This window comes from Vibrio sp. 10N.261.51.A3, from assembly GCF_041471965.1.
In the GTDB taxonomy this organism is placed as follows: domain Bacteria; phylum Pseudomonadota; class Gammaproteobacteria; order Enterobacterales; family Vibrionaceae; genus Vibrio; species Vibrio crassostreae_C.
In genome coordinates this window covers 62,306-77,005 of the sequence record NZ_JBFRPK010000015.1, presented here as the reverse complement: position 1 = coordinate 77,005, position 14,700 = coordinate 62,306, and the positions used below count along the sequence as shown (strand labels likewise).

Annotated in this window: 13 protein-coding genes; 4 read left to right on the top strand and 9 right to left on the bottom strand. The window is 46.0% G+C overall.

Annotated elements, in window-relative coordinates:
* Positions 1-82: 82 nt before the first annotated feature.
* Complete coding sequence (locus AB4371_RS04375; protein ID WP_017068947.1) at positions 83-250, bottom strand: hypothetical protein; 168 nt, start codon at positions 248-250, stop codon at positions 83-85.
* Positions 251-356: 106 nt separating this feature from the next.
* On the bottom strand, positions 357-1,235 hold the full coding sequence (locus tag AB4371_RS04370) for a LysR substrate-binding domain-containing protein (protein ID WP_017071714.1): 879 nt from the start codon (positions 1,233-1,235) through the stop codon (positions 357-359).
* 193 nt (positions 1,236-1,428) lie between these two features.
* Here AB4371_RS04370 and nagE point away from each other — a divergent pair, with 193 nt between their 5' ends.
* Complete coding sequence (gene nagE / locus AB4371_RS04365) at positions 1,429-2,874, top strand: N-acetylglucosamine-specific PTS transporter subunit IIBC (RefSeq protein ID WP_017064077.1); 1,446 nt, start codon at positions 1,429-1,431, stop codon at positions 2,872-2,874.
* 124 nt (positions 2,875-2,998) lie between these two features.
* Here nagE and menE read toward each other — a convergent pair whose 3' ends face one another.
* From menE to AB4371_RS04335, 6 genes are all read right to left on the bottom strand, one after another.
* Entirely contained in the window at positions 2,999-4,435 is a 1,437-nt protein-coding gene (gene menE / locus AB4371_RS04360; protein ID WP_372149094.1) for an o-succinylbenzoate--CoA ligase, read from the bottom strand.
* 64 nt (positions 4,436-4,499) lie between these two features.
* Positions 4,500-5,507 carry an o-succinylbenzoate synthase gene (menC, locus tag AB4371_RS04355; protein ID WP_017060171.1) on the bottom strand — a complete coding sequence of 336 codons (1,008 nt, stop codon included), beginning with the start codon at positions 5,505-5,507 and terminating at the stop codon, positions 4,500-4,502.
* A 75-nt stretch (positions 5,508-5,582) separates the two neighbouring features.
* Positions 5,583-6,449 (bottom strand): 1,4-dihydroxy-2-naphthoyl-CoA synthase, encoded by an 867-nt coding sequence (gene menB, locus AB4371_RS04350; RefSeq protein WP_017060170.1) that lies wholly within the window; start codon positions 6,447-6,449, stop codon positions 5,583-5,585.
* A gap of 102 nt (positions 6,450-6,551) precedes the next feature.
* Complete coding sequence (gene menH / locus AB4371_RS04345; protein WP_017060169.1) at positions 6,552-7,352, bottom strand: 2-succinyl-6-hydroxy-2,4-cyclohexadiene-1-carboxylate synthase; 801 nt, start codon at positions 7,350-7,352, stop codon at positions 6,552-6,554.
* Between the two features lie 9 nt (positions 7,353-7,361).
* Positions 7,362-9,086: a 2-succinyl-5-enolpyruvyl-6-hydroxy-3-cyclohexene-1-carboxylic-acid synthase gene (gene menD / locus AB4371_RS04340; protein ID WP_372149091.1), complete on the bottom strand. Its 1,725-nt coding sequence runs from the start codon at positions 9,084-9,086 to the stop codon at positions 7,362-7,364.
* Entirely contained in the window at positions 9,083-10,390 is a 1,308-nt protein-coding gene (locus AB4371_RS04335; RefSeq protein WP_065583685.1) for an isochorismate synthase MenF, read from the bottom strand. Before AB4371_RS04335 ends, menD begins: the two co-directional genes overlap by 4 nt.
* A gap of 296 nt (positions 10,391-10,686) precedes the next feature.
* On the opposite strand from AB4371_RS04335, the gene AB4371_RS04330 reads away from it, so the two are divergent.
* The 3 genes from AB4371_RS04330 to AB4371_RS04320 all read left to right on the top strand — a co-directional run bounded on the left by AB4371_RS04330 (position 10,687) and on the right by AB4371_RS04320 (position 14,073).
* A complete protein-coding gene (locus AB4371_RS04330; RefSeq protein ID WP_017060166.1) occupies positions 10,687-11,919 on the top strand; it encodes a pyridoxal phosphate-dependent aminotransferase in 1,233 nt (410 codons plus the stop codon).
* A gap of 170 nt (positions 11,920-12,089) precedes the next feature.
* A complete protein-coding gene (yfbR, locus tag AB4371_RS04325) occupies positions 12,090-12,674 on the top strand; it encodes a 5'-deoxynucleotidase (RefSeq protein WP_017060613.1) in 585 nt (194 codons plus the stop codon).
* Between the two features lie 55 nt (positions 12,675-12,729).
* A complete protein-coding gene (locus AB4371_RS04320; RefSeq protein ID WP_017060614.1) occupies positions 12,730-14,073 on the top strand; it encodes an anti-phage deoxyguanosine triphosphatase in 1,344 nt (447 codons plus the stop codon).
* 26 nt (positions 14,074-14,099) lie between these two features.
* On the opposite strand, the gene AB4371_RS04315 is transcribed toward AB4371_RS04320, so the two are convergent.
* Positions 14,100-14,699: a tRNA-uridine aminocarboxypropyltransferase gene (locus tag AB4371_RS04315; protein WP_017060615.1), complete on the bottom strand. Its 600-nt coding sequence runs from the start codon at positions 14,697-14,699 to the stop codon at positions 14,100-14,102.
* Between the last annotated feature and the right edge of the window lies 1 nt (position 14,700).

Below are 14,700 nucleotides of genomic sequence, written 5' to 3'. Positions count from 1 at the left end.
GCTCGGCGCACAAACAAAAAGGCAAAGCTCCAATGGGCTTTGCCTTTATCGTTTGTGGTAAGGGTATTCTTTGTTGTAACAATCACGAATCAAACAGGGGCTTATCACTCTTCTTGCTCTCTCTTTTCATTAAAACAAGTACCACAACCAACACAAATGCGGTGAGCTCAGCCAACGAACGAGTCAACCCCGATGAGATGATCGCTTGGCCTATCTGCAGTAAAACCGCAATGATGAGGGCAATTTTCATAATAAGACCTTATTCTATAATCCGTTATTTATATGGCTTATTATGATGGATGGTTATAAAGATAATAAATTCTGTTTTGAACTATCTAATTGCTAAATTAACTAACCTAACGCAACTGCCCTTCTAACCACTTAATAAAGGTTCTTACCTTAGGTCGTTTTTCCGTGCCTAACGGGCAGATTAAGTCATACCCTTGGTCTGTATCCATGCTCGGATAAGGTGTTATGAGCTCGCCAGTCTGAACATACTGCTTAACAAAATGATAGCGCCCCATCGCGACACCGATATTGCTGAGGGCACTTCTTACGCCCATATCCCGGTGGCTCACACAGTAAAATTGCTCAAACAAGTTCACATCTAAGCCGTGGTGTTTAATCCAACGCTGCCATACATCTGACCCTAGTGCATGAATGAAATTAATCCGGTGCAGCGATTCTAAGCCATCATCAAAGATGTCGTGTTCAGCCGCGTAACTCGGTGTACATACCGGAATATACTTTTCACCAAACAGGCGCTGTCGATGCATGTCTTTGAGATTTTCAGCACCATAGTAAATAGCGACATCGAGATGATTTTGATGAAAATCCTGCTCTTCTTGCGAGAAAATATTGAGATTAAACTTTGGGTATCGCTGTTTAAAATCAGCCAACCTCGGCAGTAACCAACTGTTGGCAAATGCAGGACTGGTACCGATATTGATCTGTCCATACAAGTCTGTGTTGGTAATGTCTTCGATCTCACCAAAAATAGAGCTTAACGACTTGGATAACGTTCGTTGAAAGCGCTGACCTTCTTCCGTTAGTTCCAGTTTACGAGTCCCTCGCACAAACAAGTTAAATCCGAGTTCACCTTCTAACACTTTGATTCGATGGCTAACGGCTCCCTGAGTCAAATGCAACTTTCTAGCCGCTAGCGTAAAGCTCATTTTCTCTGCAGTAACATTAAAAGTATGAAGATTTCTAAGTAAAGATTGATGGTTAGCCATACGAACTCATGCATTAAAAATTTTAATTCATACTACTACCCGTTTCGTTTGTTTGCATTAAGAAATAAGTTTTTAATAACCGCAGTTACTTAAAATCCTGCCTCGATCAATATTTGACTCCATACGTTGACGAGCAGAAACATTAAAAAAATTAATTACAAACTTAGGGGCACATATGAATATACTCGGGTATATGCAAAAAGTAGGTAAGGCATTGATGGTTCCCGTAGCCACACTGCCAGCTGCAGCAATCCTTATGGGGATCGGCTATTGGTTGGATCCTGTTGGTTGGGGTTCTGAAAGTATCTTAGCCGCATTCTTGATCAAATCTGGTGGCGCGATCATCGACAACATGGCGGTTCTATTCGCGGTGGGTGTCGCATTTGGTTTGAGCCGTGATAAGAATGGTTCTGCGGCACTGTCTGGCTTTGTGATGTTCCTCGTCGTCACCACGCTACTTGCTCCGGGCTCTGTTGCTCAGTTAATGGATGTTGAACTCAGTGAAGTGCCTGCGGCATTTGGCAAAATCAGCAACCAATTCGTAGGTATCATTGTGGGTATCATCTCTGCTGAGATCTACAACCGCTACTCAACGGTTGAACTTCCTCAAGCTCTAGCGTTCTTCAGCGGTAAGCGTTTGGTTCCTATCCTGACCTCAATCGCAGGTATGGCTCTCTCTTTTGCTCTACTTTACATCTGGCCAGCTGTTTACGACGCTCTGATCGTTCTGGGTATTAAACTAGAAAGCATGGGTGCGGTGGGTGCTGGTCTGTTTGGTTTCTTCAACCGTTTGTTCCTATCAGTAGGTATGCACCACGCTCTTTACCCTGTGTTCTGGTTCGACGTTGTTGGTATTAACGACATTCCAAACTTCTTAGGCGGCGCGCAATCTATCGCTAACGGTACGGGTATTCCAGGTAAAACTGGCATGTACCAAGCGGGCTTCTTCCCTATCATGATGTTTGGCCTACCAGCAGCAGCATTGGCGATGTATCACTGTTCTGATGCGAAAAACAAAAACCAAGTATTCGCAATCATGCTTGCGGCAGCTATGGCTTCATTCTTCACGGGTATCACAGAGCCACTAGAATTCAGCTTCATGTTCCTAGCACCCGTGTTGTTCCTACTGCACGCAGTATTAACAGGCCTATCGCTTTACATTGCAGCAAGCATGGAATGGATGGCAGGCTTCGGCTTCTCTGCTGGTTTCGTTGACCTAGTACTATCAAGCCAAAACCCACTCGCGGTTAACTGGTACATGCTACTGGTTCAAGGTGTGGTGTTCTTCGCGCTTTACTACGGTATTTTCCGCTTCGCTATCATCAAGTTCAACCTACGTACTCCAGGTCGTGGTGAAGAGATGGAAGCAGAAAAAGAAACTGAAACGCCAGAAGCATTGGCTAACCTAACCAACAGCTACATTGAAGCGGTTGGCGGTGCAGACAACATTCTAGAAGTCGATAACTGTATTACTCGTCTACGCTTAACTGTGAAAGACTCAGGTGCAGCAGACAGCGAGAAACTGAAGAAACTCGGTGCGGCAGGTGTGGTACCGGTTGGGAAAGGTGGTCTACAAGTTATCATTGGTCTAGGTAAGGTAGATAAAGTCGCTGAACAAATGAAGAAGGCACTCGCTTAACGCCAAATCTTGAATGACACGATAAATAATTAGAATTTGTGACGGCTTCACCACCGTCACAACCCCCTGAAGCGCAATTACGACTAGTCACCGTGTATTGCGCTTCATTTTATTGCTCTTCGCTCTATTTAGAACGGGTCTGCTGTAACCACTGCGCCAATCCAGCGCGCGAAACCTTAATACCATGTTGTTCCTGCTGAGGCATTCGATAATACTCAATAGGAAATTTGAACCGTTCAAGACGACCAGTTAACTGCTCGATAAACCACTCTTTGGTTGGCAACTCAGCACAATCGACAATCGCTGCAGGTCGAAATCCGAACTCATCATCTTCAATGGGAACAATAAAAGCCTGATTAACCTCAGACAATTGATTGAGTACTCGCTCAATTTCTTCGCAATGAATGTTCTCACCACCAGAAATGAACTGATTATCAGCCCGACCAATAATCGACACTTGCTCATCAACCCACTCTCCAAGATCTTTGCTATCAAACCAGCCGTTCTTATCAACTAATGGCGTCAATTTACCTTGATAGTAATACCCGGAAGCGAGCGTCTCGCCACCAATAAAGATACGTTGATCTTCAATTTTTAACTGGCGTTGATCGAGAACAATACCTGCAGTATTACTAGAATCAACGGGCTTCGCAGTCACTGTTGAAGCCGCTTCTGTCATGCCGTAGCCAAGCCATGTTTCGATACCCATTTGTTGAGCTTCAAGGCCAAGAGCTTCTGGAATATGGCTACCACCCAAAAGTACATGCGTTAAAGTAAGTGCTTGCTTACTCTTTAGTAATCGATGTAGCTGAGTAGCGACTAATGAAGCGTGACTGCATTCTTCTATATCGGTTTCAAGCTGGCCTGTGCCTATTTTGATGCAGCCACCAGCCGCTAACCAACGATGAACTATCGCCAGCCCCGACACATGGTACATAGGTAAACTCAGTAACCAAGTGTCACCTTGTTGATAACGAAACACCTCAAGCAACCCGACCGCCGAGCATAAATGCTGCTCAAGCGTGTGAGCCACTGCTTTGGGATTTCCGGTAGAGCCAGAAGTGAATACGATGCTCGCTAGATTTTGCGGATTGAAGTTGGAGTCTTGAGATGTCGTTATCCGATTATCATCACCATCAAACTTCAGTTCACTTAGGCAAGGCAAGGTCACCAACTGAGTATTCAAATCGGCAGTCTCTGATTGCTCTATTCCGCTATTGCCCAAGAGCCAAAGGTAGCTCTGTTGATCTGCTTGATATAAGGAATCGAGCTTTTGCTTCAGGCGTAAACTAGGCTGAGGCATCGTAAACGCACAAACCACACCCAAATTGAGTGCGGCAAGATAAACAGGGATCACTTCAGCTTGATTCTTACCAACAATCGTCAGTACATCACCTTCAGATAGGCCTTGATGAGATAGCTGTTGTTGGTACTCACTAACCAACACAAACACTTGCTGCCAAGTATAAGTGCGGTGAGTGGTCACTAACGCTGGTTGAAGTGGGTTTTGCTGCGCCCACTTTACCCAGAGCGGGGGATGATTAGATTGTGGGCGCATCATATGATAACCAAAAATAGATTAAGAACTTGTTAAGCTAACTAAATAGCCATTCAAATAGCTCGGTCTAAGAAGACCAAATCAATTGTTGCTTTTCAAGCGTAGAGACAGGCAACTGACAGCCCGGCCAAGAAACCTCTAGCTGCTGCTTGAACAAGCCAATCGTATCCAACCCCGGCACTTCATTTGGCAAATATTGCTGCGCCAGACGAGCAATCTGAGTCAGACCTAGGCTCGACTCAATGCTTGAGCTCAATACAGGTTTCATTCCAAGCTTCTGTGCTCGCTCAATGATTGCCACGCAACGCTCGACAGAACCAATAAGAGTTGGCTTGATCACGACTGCTTTAACACCAGTAAGGTCGCTAAGATCAAATTCCGGGCTGCGCACCGCTTCTTGCAGTGTCTCGTCCCACGCAATCGCCACACCATGGTCAATGGCAAAGGCCAAACTGTCTTCTGGCTTTTGGCAAGGCTCTTCGATAAAGCTTATACGCTGGCGCATTGACGGCGAAATGTATTTAATGAATTGCTTCGCTTTCTCTGGCTTCCACGCACGGTTGGCATCAAGTCTTAGAGTCAAATCAGGGATCGACTCAAGGAATAAGCTAACCAACATGCCATCGCGAATCGCTTCGTAGAGGCCGACTTTCACTTTCGCGACCTTCTCGCCTACCATCTCATTCAATACAGGAATCAGTTCATCTGGATCGCCTGTACACAAAGGCGCCGCTTGGTAGTTACCTTGAGCGTTAAGATCGCCTCGCAATTCCATCATCGCCATTGAAAAGCCAAACGCGACAGAAGGATACAGCTCGTCGAAAGGCGTTTGAGGCTTATTGTGGCTCCAAAGCTCTAATTCGTGTTGAAGCTGAATGCCAGCTTGTTCGGCATCTTCTTGGCTAAAACCGGGCAAAGGCGCAACTTCGCCAAAACCAGTTTTACCATCACACTCAAGTTGGATGATATAGCCAACACGTTCGTTCAACTTATTGTCACGAAGAACCACACCACTATCCATAGGTAATTGATAACGGTAAAGTTTAGCGTGACGCTGAGAATTCACTGAGTTCATAAAGTTTCCTAAAAAACGGGGAACATCAAAACAAAACGAGCCGCTATTAGCGACTCATTTTGAAGAGGAGAAAGACTATGGATTACGCGGGAACTTGTCGAAGTCCGGTCGACGTTTCTCGTTGAATGCGTTGCGGCCTTCTTGGCCTTCCTCTGTCATGTAGAACATCATGGTTGCGTTACCAGCCAACTCTTGTAAGCCTGCTTGACCATCACAGTCAGCGTTCAGTGCCGCTTTCAAGCAACGCAGTGCCATTGGGCTGTGTTGAAGCACTTCACGACACCAACGAACTGTCTCTTTTTCTAGGTCAGCAACAGGAACAACGGTGTTTACAAGGCCCATGTCCAGTGCTTCTTGTGCATCGTAGAAGCGGCACAAGAACCAGATTTCACGTGCTTTCTTTTGACCAACGATACGAGCCATGTAAGAAGCACCCCAACCGCCATCGAAAGAACCCACTTTAGGACCCGTCTGACCGAACTGCGCGTTTTCAGCTGCAATAGTAAGGTCTGCCATCATGTGAAGTACATGACCGCCACCGACTGCCCAACCCGATACCGCTGCGATAACTGGTTTTGGACAAGTACGAATTTGACGTTGGAAATCAAGTACGTTCAGGTGGTGTGTACCTGAATCATCTTGGTAGCCGCCGTAGTCACCACGGATACTTTGGTCACCACCAGAACAGAACGCCTTCTCACCAAGACCAGTCAAAATGATCACGCCTACTTTCTCGTCGTAACGAGCGTCAGCCAGTGCGTTGATCATCTCTTTTACGGTTTGTGGACGGAACGCATTGTGGACTTGAGGACGCGCAATCGTGATCTTTGCAATACCATCGTCAGATTTGTGGTACTGAATATCTTCGTATTGACTGCTTTCATCGCTCCAGTTAACTGCCGCGTAAAGTTCTTCTTCTGTGATGCCTACTGTTTTAGCCATGGTGATTCCCATTGTTCTATTAGAGACCACGACTAACGAGTAGTCGTGACGGTGTTGCTCTGCTTTTGATAGTGCTTGATACGAGAGAATCGCTCAGTCAGATTAACGACGACTGGCGATACATTGGATTATCAGGTTAGAAAACAGCTCGGGTTGCTCAAAATGAACATTATGACCCGCGTAATCCACCTGACTATATTCAAAGCCACTATTCTCAGCTAGCTCCATGAATTTACGATCTTTTTCTCCACATACATAATGCAATAAATGCTCATGAGATTTCAATGTGGCACGTAAATCCGGTTGCTTAGCTAACGAAGTAGATAACAACATATTTGCTACGGATACTCCAAGGTTACCACTACGCTTTATGACCAAAGTTTGTCTTTGCTCATGATTTAGTGAAGAAAAGACGCTTTGTTGATACCAATCGTCTAAAACATCTTCAATCGACTGCTGTGCAAAGCGAACAGCCCATTGCGTATCATGTACTAACCTTTGTGCTCTTTCTTCATCACATTCCAAGCCAAAGTTGCCACCTTCAATGATGACTTTCTCTAGGTTGAGTGCCTCAAAGCAAGGGCTTGTCACCCCATACATGGCGAGCCTTCCGCCCATAGAATACCCAATCACCACGATAGGATAATCGGCAGGAAGATCGTTGAGAGCCAGTTGGGATGTGATGCACTGGACAATTTTCTTACAGCAATGATCAAACCCTACCGGATCGATAAAGCGACTTTGTCCGTGTCCGGGTAAATCTATGCAAAGGAGAGGAAAATCCTCGAGGAATGGATGACATGCACTCCAATCATCCCCGCTTCCGAGTAAACCATGTAAGAAAACAAGCAAAGGTTTGTCAGAAGAATCTTGTACAGCTGGGTAATAATCGGAGTAAAGCATGTAAAGTCCTTAGGCTAATGCCTCGGTGAGCATTGAACTGAATTGTTTCAGCAAAGTAGACGCTTGTTCGGGAGGCGTCTTAACTTCCACGAGCAAGGTACCCTGACCCTGTTCGAAATGTTGTTCGATAATGGTTTGATAGCAATTCAAGGTTTCTGGCGCAGCGTATCCCAACTGGAATTGCGCAGCAGCGTGTTCAAAACTGAAACCATGAGGCATTTGATAAAGTGACTGTTTCTGCTGCTCTGGCACCGGCAATAAATCAAAGATCGCACCACCATCATTGTTGGTCACAACAATAACCATCGACGTTAAATTATGAGTCAGCAGAGCCAGTGAGTTGAGATCGTAAAGCAAAGAAGTATCGCCAATCAACATCAATAAGGGGTTCTGGTTGGCTTTTATCACTCCCGCAGCCGTCGCCACCAAGCCATCAATGCCCGATGCACCGCGGTTGCTGTAGACTTGAGTCGCAGAGATTGATGACAGCATATCCACCAGCCTTACCATCAAGCTATTTCCCACAAAAAGCTCTCTGCCCTTAAGTCTAGACGACAAGTCAACGGCAACGCTCAACTCTGTCAGTTGGTCGTTATTAGAGATTTGCGCCAACGCTAACTGCTGAACCGTATTCGCGACTTCCGCCAAAGATGCCGCCCAGCCAGCATGTTCTCCCAACAGCGTTGGTAGATGTTGCTCTGATAACCAATGTTCGATATCAGCGACAATATGAGTTTGAGGCAGATGATCTTGATTAATACGATGTGCATCTGGTGAAACCACGACATATTGCGTGCAATCGAACCAAGCCGCTTGTGACTTAACCCATTGGTTTAATCGCTTAGAAACAATGCGCTCACCAAACTGAAGAATGAAATCACACTGGTTGAGTTGCTCTTTGACTGAGTCACTCTGTAACCACAGATCATAATGCTTCCAATCACTGCTCACGCCCGATTGAGGATCACAGAAAATTGGCCAGCCCAAAGCCGAAGCAAACTGCTTGGCTTTAATTGCGGCTTCATTCTCGATAGAACCAATAATCACTGCGCCTTTACGAGCGACATAATCACTTGCTGAGACAGGCTGATCGATTAAATGACTGGGCAAATAAGTGTTCGAGTAAAGGCAGGTTGAAGCTCTCCAAGCTGCCACGCTCTTTGTATAATCCGCATACATCTCGGCGCTATTAGCGGAATAAAGCGGTTCTGGGAACGGACAGTTGATATGAATAGCCCCACCGACGCTGCGCTGTTTCGCCAGTGCGTTATCAACCGACGTCAAAAGCCAATTCAAAGAAACTTGTGTCGTTGGACTTGGAAGGTTTAGTGCCGTTTCAACGTGAGACGAAAAGATACCCTGCTGCTGAATCGCTTGATTGGCACCACAGTCGACTAAATCAATCGGTCGATCGGAGGTCAACAAGATTAGCTTTTCTCGCGTTAATCCAGATTCAGCGGTCGCTGGTAGAAGGTTAGCTACGGCAGTTCCAGAAGTAACAACCACCGCAACGGGTTTGTTGCTCGCTTTAGCTAAACCTAAAGCCAAGAAGCCAAGCCCGCGCTCATCAAAGTGCGTATGTAAGGTTAGCTTAGAGTTAGCTTCGGCTTCGAGTGTTAATGGTGTTGAACGAGAGCCTGGCGCGATGCAAACATGTTCAACACCGCTGCGGGCAAGCTCTTCAAGTAATGTGTTACACCAAACTCTGTTTAATACAGCTTGGTCGTGATTCATGACGCCACACCTAATGGTGGGTGATCAGAAATGAGACTGAGCAGAGTCGACATCTTCTTATTCAGCTCTTGCCACTCATGTTCGGCAACCGATCCCGGCACGATCCCCGCGCCAGCAAACAGTTGTACTTGATCGTTTACAATCAAGGCGCTTCGAATCGCCACGCAGAATTCCGCTCGCTGATGACTGATATAGCCTACAGAGCCTGCATACCAACCTCGTGCAAACGGTTCGTGTTCAAGAATGAAATCCATCGCCTCTTTACGAGGTAAACCCGCCACCGCAGCAGTTGGCTGTAAGGCAGCAAGCAACTGCACACCATTAACGCCATTGTTGAGCTGAGCATGGATATTGCGCTTCAAATGCTGCACCTTACGCAAGCGCACTAGACGCGCATCCTTTTCAACATGGACCGTTTGAGAATGAGGAGTGAGACGCTCAATAATGTCGTCGACCACATACTGGTTCTCGTTGAGGTTTTTGCTGTCTTGAGAAAGCCAGTTAGCCAGTTCCATATCCTCAGTAGCGTTCTCTCCGCGACCAATGGTTCCAGCAAGCGCTTCGGTATCGAGCTCAGTACCATGTCGGCTATATAAGCGCTCTGGTGTCGAGCCAATGAAACTGTGTTTAGAATCTAGCACCAACATAAAGTGGAAACTGTGGTGATTTTGCAGATAGCTGGCTTTAAGTAATTGAGCTGCGCAGATAGGCGCATCGAGCTGCAATGTAGTTTTACGCGCTAAAACGACTTTTTTGTACTCTTCGTCGCTAATGCCTTGCAGCACTTTATCGACAAGGTTGCCCCACTGCTCTCTTTCTGGAACGTGATTAATTTGTTCAATATGGGCAGACAAAGGCGCCAATATCGCGGCTTCTACAGAAAGTTTATTCAAAGCATTAATAGAAGAAACACGATCAGGGGACAAATTAACCGCCAACGACCAAGTATTGTCAAAGCGAATCAATTCAACCTGAGGAAGGAAAAAAAACGACTCCATGCAGCGACGGTTCTTTGCGGTGTGCCCGTCAAACGAGCGTCCACCCCAGATTCGTTGGTCTTCACCAAGAATCGCGTACGCGGGTGCAGGATCTGAAAACGTATGTAACTGTCCGAGCGCAACAACCTCTTCACGAGTGTCGCGTGACTGCCAGTAGAACTTAGGAAAGAGCGGTTGAGCATGAAGCCATTCTATAAATGCAAACGATGGTTTTTGCGTTAGAACTTCAACACAACGAACTTCGCTTGCTTGGGCATTTTGTACTCGCTCAATCAAAGCGGAGATAGTTTGCTGGAAATGTGACAAATCGACCTCGTTCACATCTAAATTATTATTATATTAGTTTGATACTTTATGGGCAGTACCCACTTAGATCAAGAATGTACTATATCTTTTCAACATTCCTGTGATTTTAAGCGATCCCGCCCCTTTATTCATCTTAGCCAATAACCAAGAAAGCGATTAATTAAAATTTAGAAAAGAGTGACAACAAAAAGGCTAAACGTGACACTGAAATGCGACATTCATCAGATTTTTATTCTATCAAACGCCATTTTGCGGTACTTTAATAAAGTATTTAAATTAATTTCAGGAAATCGGCAATGCAAAATATCGGGATGTCGTCAAAACTCAACAGCGTATGCTACGAAATCAGGGGGCCTGTACTCAAACATGCTAAGCGCATGGAAGAAGAAGGGCATAAAATACTGAAGCTTAATATTGGTAACCCCGCCCCATTTGGTTTTGACGCCCCTGATGAAATCCTTGTTGACGTAATCCGTAACCTACCGACATCTCAAGGTTACTGCGACTCAAAAGGCATCTATTCAGCCCGCAAAGCGGTTGTTCAGCACTACCAGAAAAAAGGCCTACGTAACCTTGATGTAGAAGACGTTTACATTGGTAACGGCGCATCAGAGCTTATCGTTATGTCTATGCAAGCGCTACTGGATAATGGTGATGAAATCTTAGTTCCCGCTCCGGACTACCCACTATGGACAGCGTCTGTTGCGCTTTCTGGTGGTACACCGGTTCACTACATGTGTGATGAAGATGCTGATTGGTATCCAGATTTAGACGACATGCGCGCGAAGATTTCACCAAAGACGCGCGGCATCGTTCTTATCAACCCGAACAACCCAACGGGCGCGGTTTACAGCCGTGATTTCCTACTACAAGTGGTTGAGATTGCTCGTGAGCACGGTTTGATCATCTTCGCCGATGAAATCTACGACAAAGTACTTTACGACGGTGCGGTACACACTTCAGTGGCGACACTTGCGGAAGACGTCCTAATGGTCACATTCAACGGCCTATCTAAAGCTTATCGTGTATGTGGTTTCCGTGGTGGTTGGATGTTCTTAACAGGCCCTAAACACCTAGCAAAAGGCTATGTCGAAGGGCTAGAAATGCTGGCCTCAATGCGTTTGTGCGCCAACGTTCCGATGCAACACGCTATCCAAACCGCACTCGGTGGCTATCAGAGTATCAATGAGCTGATTCTTCCAGGTGGTCGACTGCTTGAACAGCGCGACCGTGCATGGGAACTGATCAACAAGATCCCTGGCGTTTCTTGCGTGAAACCGAAAGGCGCAATGTACCTGTTCCCTAAGATCGACACCAACATGTACAACATCAAAGACGATCAGAAGTTTGTACTCGACTTCCTTAAGCAAGAGAAGGTGTTATTGGTTCAAGGTACTGGCTTCAACTGGCCGAAACCGGATCACTTCCGTATCGTGACTCTGCCGCACATCGAAGATCTAGAAATCGCAATTGGTCGTTTAGAGCGCTTCTTACAGACTTACAGCCAAGACGACCTCATCGAAGGTTAATGAGCACAAAGAAAGATGGCTACAATTTGCTGTTTTAAAAGACTTTAACTTGTATTCATTCACTTCTATGCTTAAAAGGCTCCTGTTTAGGAGCCTTTTTTGTATCCGCTGTCTCGTACGGTTTGAGTTAACATAAGATACGAGTGGAGCATTGTTTAAAAAGGACATTTATGAAACAGAGCCATTTCTTTGCCCATCTCGCACGCATGAAGCTAATTCAACGCTGGCCCCTGATGCGTTCGGTATCAAGCGAGAACATTTCAGAACATAGCCTACAGGTTGCTTTCGTGGCACACGCCTTGGCACTGATCAAAAACAAGAAGTTTGATGGTCAGCTTAACCCCGAGCACATTGCTCTGCTTGGCATGTACCACGACACCAGTGAGGTACTGACGGGTGATTTGCCAACGCCAGTTAAATACTACAACCCGGATATTGCACAAGAGTATAAGAAAATAGAAGCCGCGGCAGAACAAAGACTGCTTTCGATGTTGCCAGAAGAGTTCAGAGACGACTTCGCCCCCTTCTTAATATCTGGTACTGCGAGTAAAGAAGAGCAAAGCATCGTCAAGCAGGCAGATACTATCTGTGCGTACCTGAAATGCTTGGAAGAGCTCAGTGCGGGCAATCATGAATACGAGCAAGCCAAGCGCCGATTGGAAGAGACACTCGAACAACGCAAAAGCCCAGAAATGGACTACTTTCTCACCACATTCGCACCGAGCTTTGAATTATCACTAGACGAGATAAGCTAGCTGGGTATAAGTTGTTTTTAATTAGCTAAATAAAATCAATTTGATAGGTGCTATTTTGAATTCTCAACTCGAACCACCCTTTGTACTCGAACAAGAATGGCAGCATCGAAATGACGATGAACATAAAATAAGACGGGATGACCACCGCAGCCCGTATCAGCGTGACCGTGCGCGCGTGCTTCACTCTGCTGCTTTCCGTCGCTTACAAGCGAAAACCCAGATCCATGGCACCACGGTCAACGACTTTCACCGAACGCGCCTTACCCACTCTCTTGAGGCCGCTCAGCTTGGCACCGGTATCGTCGCTCAACTGAAGAAAAAGCAGCCCGAATTTCGAGACCTATTACCCTCAGACAGTTTGATTGATTCACTGTGTTTGGCTCACGACATCGGTCATCCACCCTATGGACATGGCGGCGAAGTCGCACTCAACTACATGATGCGCGACCACGGCGGCTTTGAGGGCAACGCTCAAACGTTTCGCATAGTCACACAGCTAGAACCTTACACTGAACATCACGGGATGAACCTATCTCGACGCACTTTGTTAGGTCTAATTAAGTACCCTTCTCTGCTGAGTGAGGTTCAAGCTAAATTGCAGTCTGAACCCGTTAAGCATCAACGACAACTCCGAGCTAAAGATTGGATGCCAGCAAAAGGCATCTACGATCATGATGAAGAGTTGTTTAACTGGGTGCTTGAACCGCTTTCAAGCAGCGACCAACAGCTCCTAAAACAGAAAAGAAAAACGCATACCGAGCCACTTGAGCACAACAAGACCAAATATAAGTCACTGGATTGTTCGATCATGGAACTTGCTGACGACATCGCGTATGGCGTGCACGATTTAGAAGATGCGATTGTGCTTGGCTCTGTGACCAAAGCTCAGTGGGTCGAATCGGCTTACCCTCAACTGAAAGAGATGGCCGACCCATGGATTTGTGAACACCTAGATTCAATTACAGAGATGCTTTTCTCTGGTGAACAGTATCGTCGAAAGGATGCGATTGGTGGGATAGTCAACGCACTGTTGACCAGTATCTCGATTAAGCGAGTGGAGGCTAACTTTGAGAATGTACTGTTGGCTTACAATGCGGTGCTCGAGCCGAGCATGGACGGCACACTCGATAAGCTGAAACACTTTGTCAGCGAGTTCGTTATTCAAGTGCCACAGGTTCAGGTCATCGAATACAAAGGTCAACAGATCATCATGGATATGTTTGAAGCATTCAGCGCAGATCCTGAACGCTTGCTGCCACTGCCCATCAAGAAGCAATGGCTACAACATCAAGATGAGTCTCGAAAAATGCGCGTGATAGCCGATTACATTTCATCGATGACTGATGATCTTGCGCAGAAAATGCATCAGCAACTGTTCTCAGCTCATACCGAGTTTTAATTCCTGACTCACTTTACTAAAACGGCTTAATCTAAGTAGTTTTTCTCAAACACGCCCGGCGGCATTTGATTGATTTGAAACTGAATCATTTGGTCAAATGCCGTTAGCAAAGGGCTAAAGTCGCCATCACGCTCTAACAAGCTAAGTAAATGATAGCCAGCTTCAACGGTTGAAAGGCTATTTTCACTGGGTGCTTTGCGAATTCGGTAATTACCCTTGAGATCTTTCGGTAAATGAACCGTGTTCAACGCATGCAAGTTACTCGATACTTGCCACATCTTGAATGCTTTCTTCCACGTGCCATCCAATAAAATCACACGCAGCTTCTTATTGGGAGATGTCGCCGACTCAACTGAAACGGAGTTTTCGCTTGGGTATAAAATCACATGTTGATACTGTTCATCGCACAACAATGCGTTGAGTTGTTCGTTGTCTGAAAAGTCTTCGCCAACAAACGTCACGCTGTTATTAAGAGATAACGAGAGAATACGCGCTGTTCCCATCGGACGATGCTCTTCTGATGGGTGCTGAAGAATGATAAGCTCAACATTCGATTCGAGTGGTGTAACCCACTGACAAATACAAGCTTTCAAAGCCTTGCTGCATTGGGGGCAATAACGAGACATG

What these genes read in the sequence shown, in the direction of transcription:
- AB4371_RS04375 (WP_017068947.1), bottom strand. Translation starts at nt 250, where the DNA reads ATGAAAATTGCCCTCATCATTGCGGTTTTACTGCAGATAGGCCAAGCG.
- AB4371_RS04370 (WP_017071714.1), bottom strand. Translation starts at nt 1,235, where the DNA reads ATGGCTAACCATCAATCTTTACTTAGAAATCTTCATACTTTTAATGTT.
- nagE (WP_017064077.1), top strand. Translation starts at nt 1,429, where the DNA reads ATGCAAAAAGTAGGTAAGGCATTGATGGTTCCCGTAGCCACACTGCCA.
- menE (WP_372149094.1), bottom strand. Translation starts at nt 4,435, where the DNA reads ATGATGCGCCCACAATCTAATCATCCCCCGCTCTGGGTAAAGTGGGCG.
- menC (WP_017060171.1), bottom strand. Translation starts at nt 5,507, where the DNA reads ATGAACTCAGTGAATTCTCAGCGTCACGCTAAACTTTACCGTTATCAA.
- menB (WP_017060170.1), bottom strand. Translation starts at nt 6,449, where the DNA reads ATGGCTAAAACAGTAGGCATCACAGAAGAAGAACTTTACGCGGCAGTT.
- menH (WP_017060169.1), bottom strand. Translation starts at nt 7,352, where the DNA reads ATGCTTTACTCCGATTATTACCCAGCTGTACAAGATTCTTCTGACAAA.
- menD (WP_372149091.1), bottom strand. Translation starts at nt 9,086, where the DNA reads ATGAATCACGACCAAGCTGTATTAAACAGAGTTTGGTGTAACACATTA.
- AB4371_RS04330 (WP_017060166.1), top strand. Translation starts at nt 10,687, where the DNA reads ATGCAAAATATCGGGATGTCGTCAAAACTCAACAGCGTATGCTACGAA.
- yfbR (WP_017060613.1), top strand. Translation starts at nt 12,090, where the DNA reads ATGAAACAGAGCCATTTCTTTGCCCATCTCGCACGCATGAAGCTAATT.
- AB4371_RS04315 (WP_017060615.1), bottom strand. Translation starts at nt 14,699, where the DNA reads ATGTCTCGTTATTGCCCCCAATGCAGCAAGGCTTTGAAAGCTTGTATT.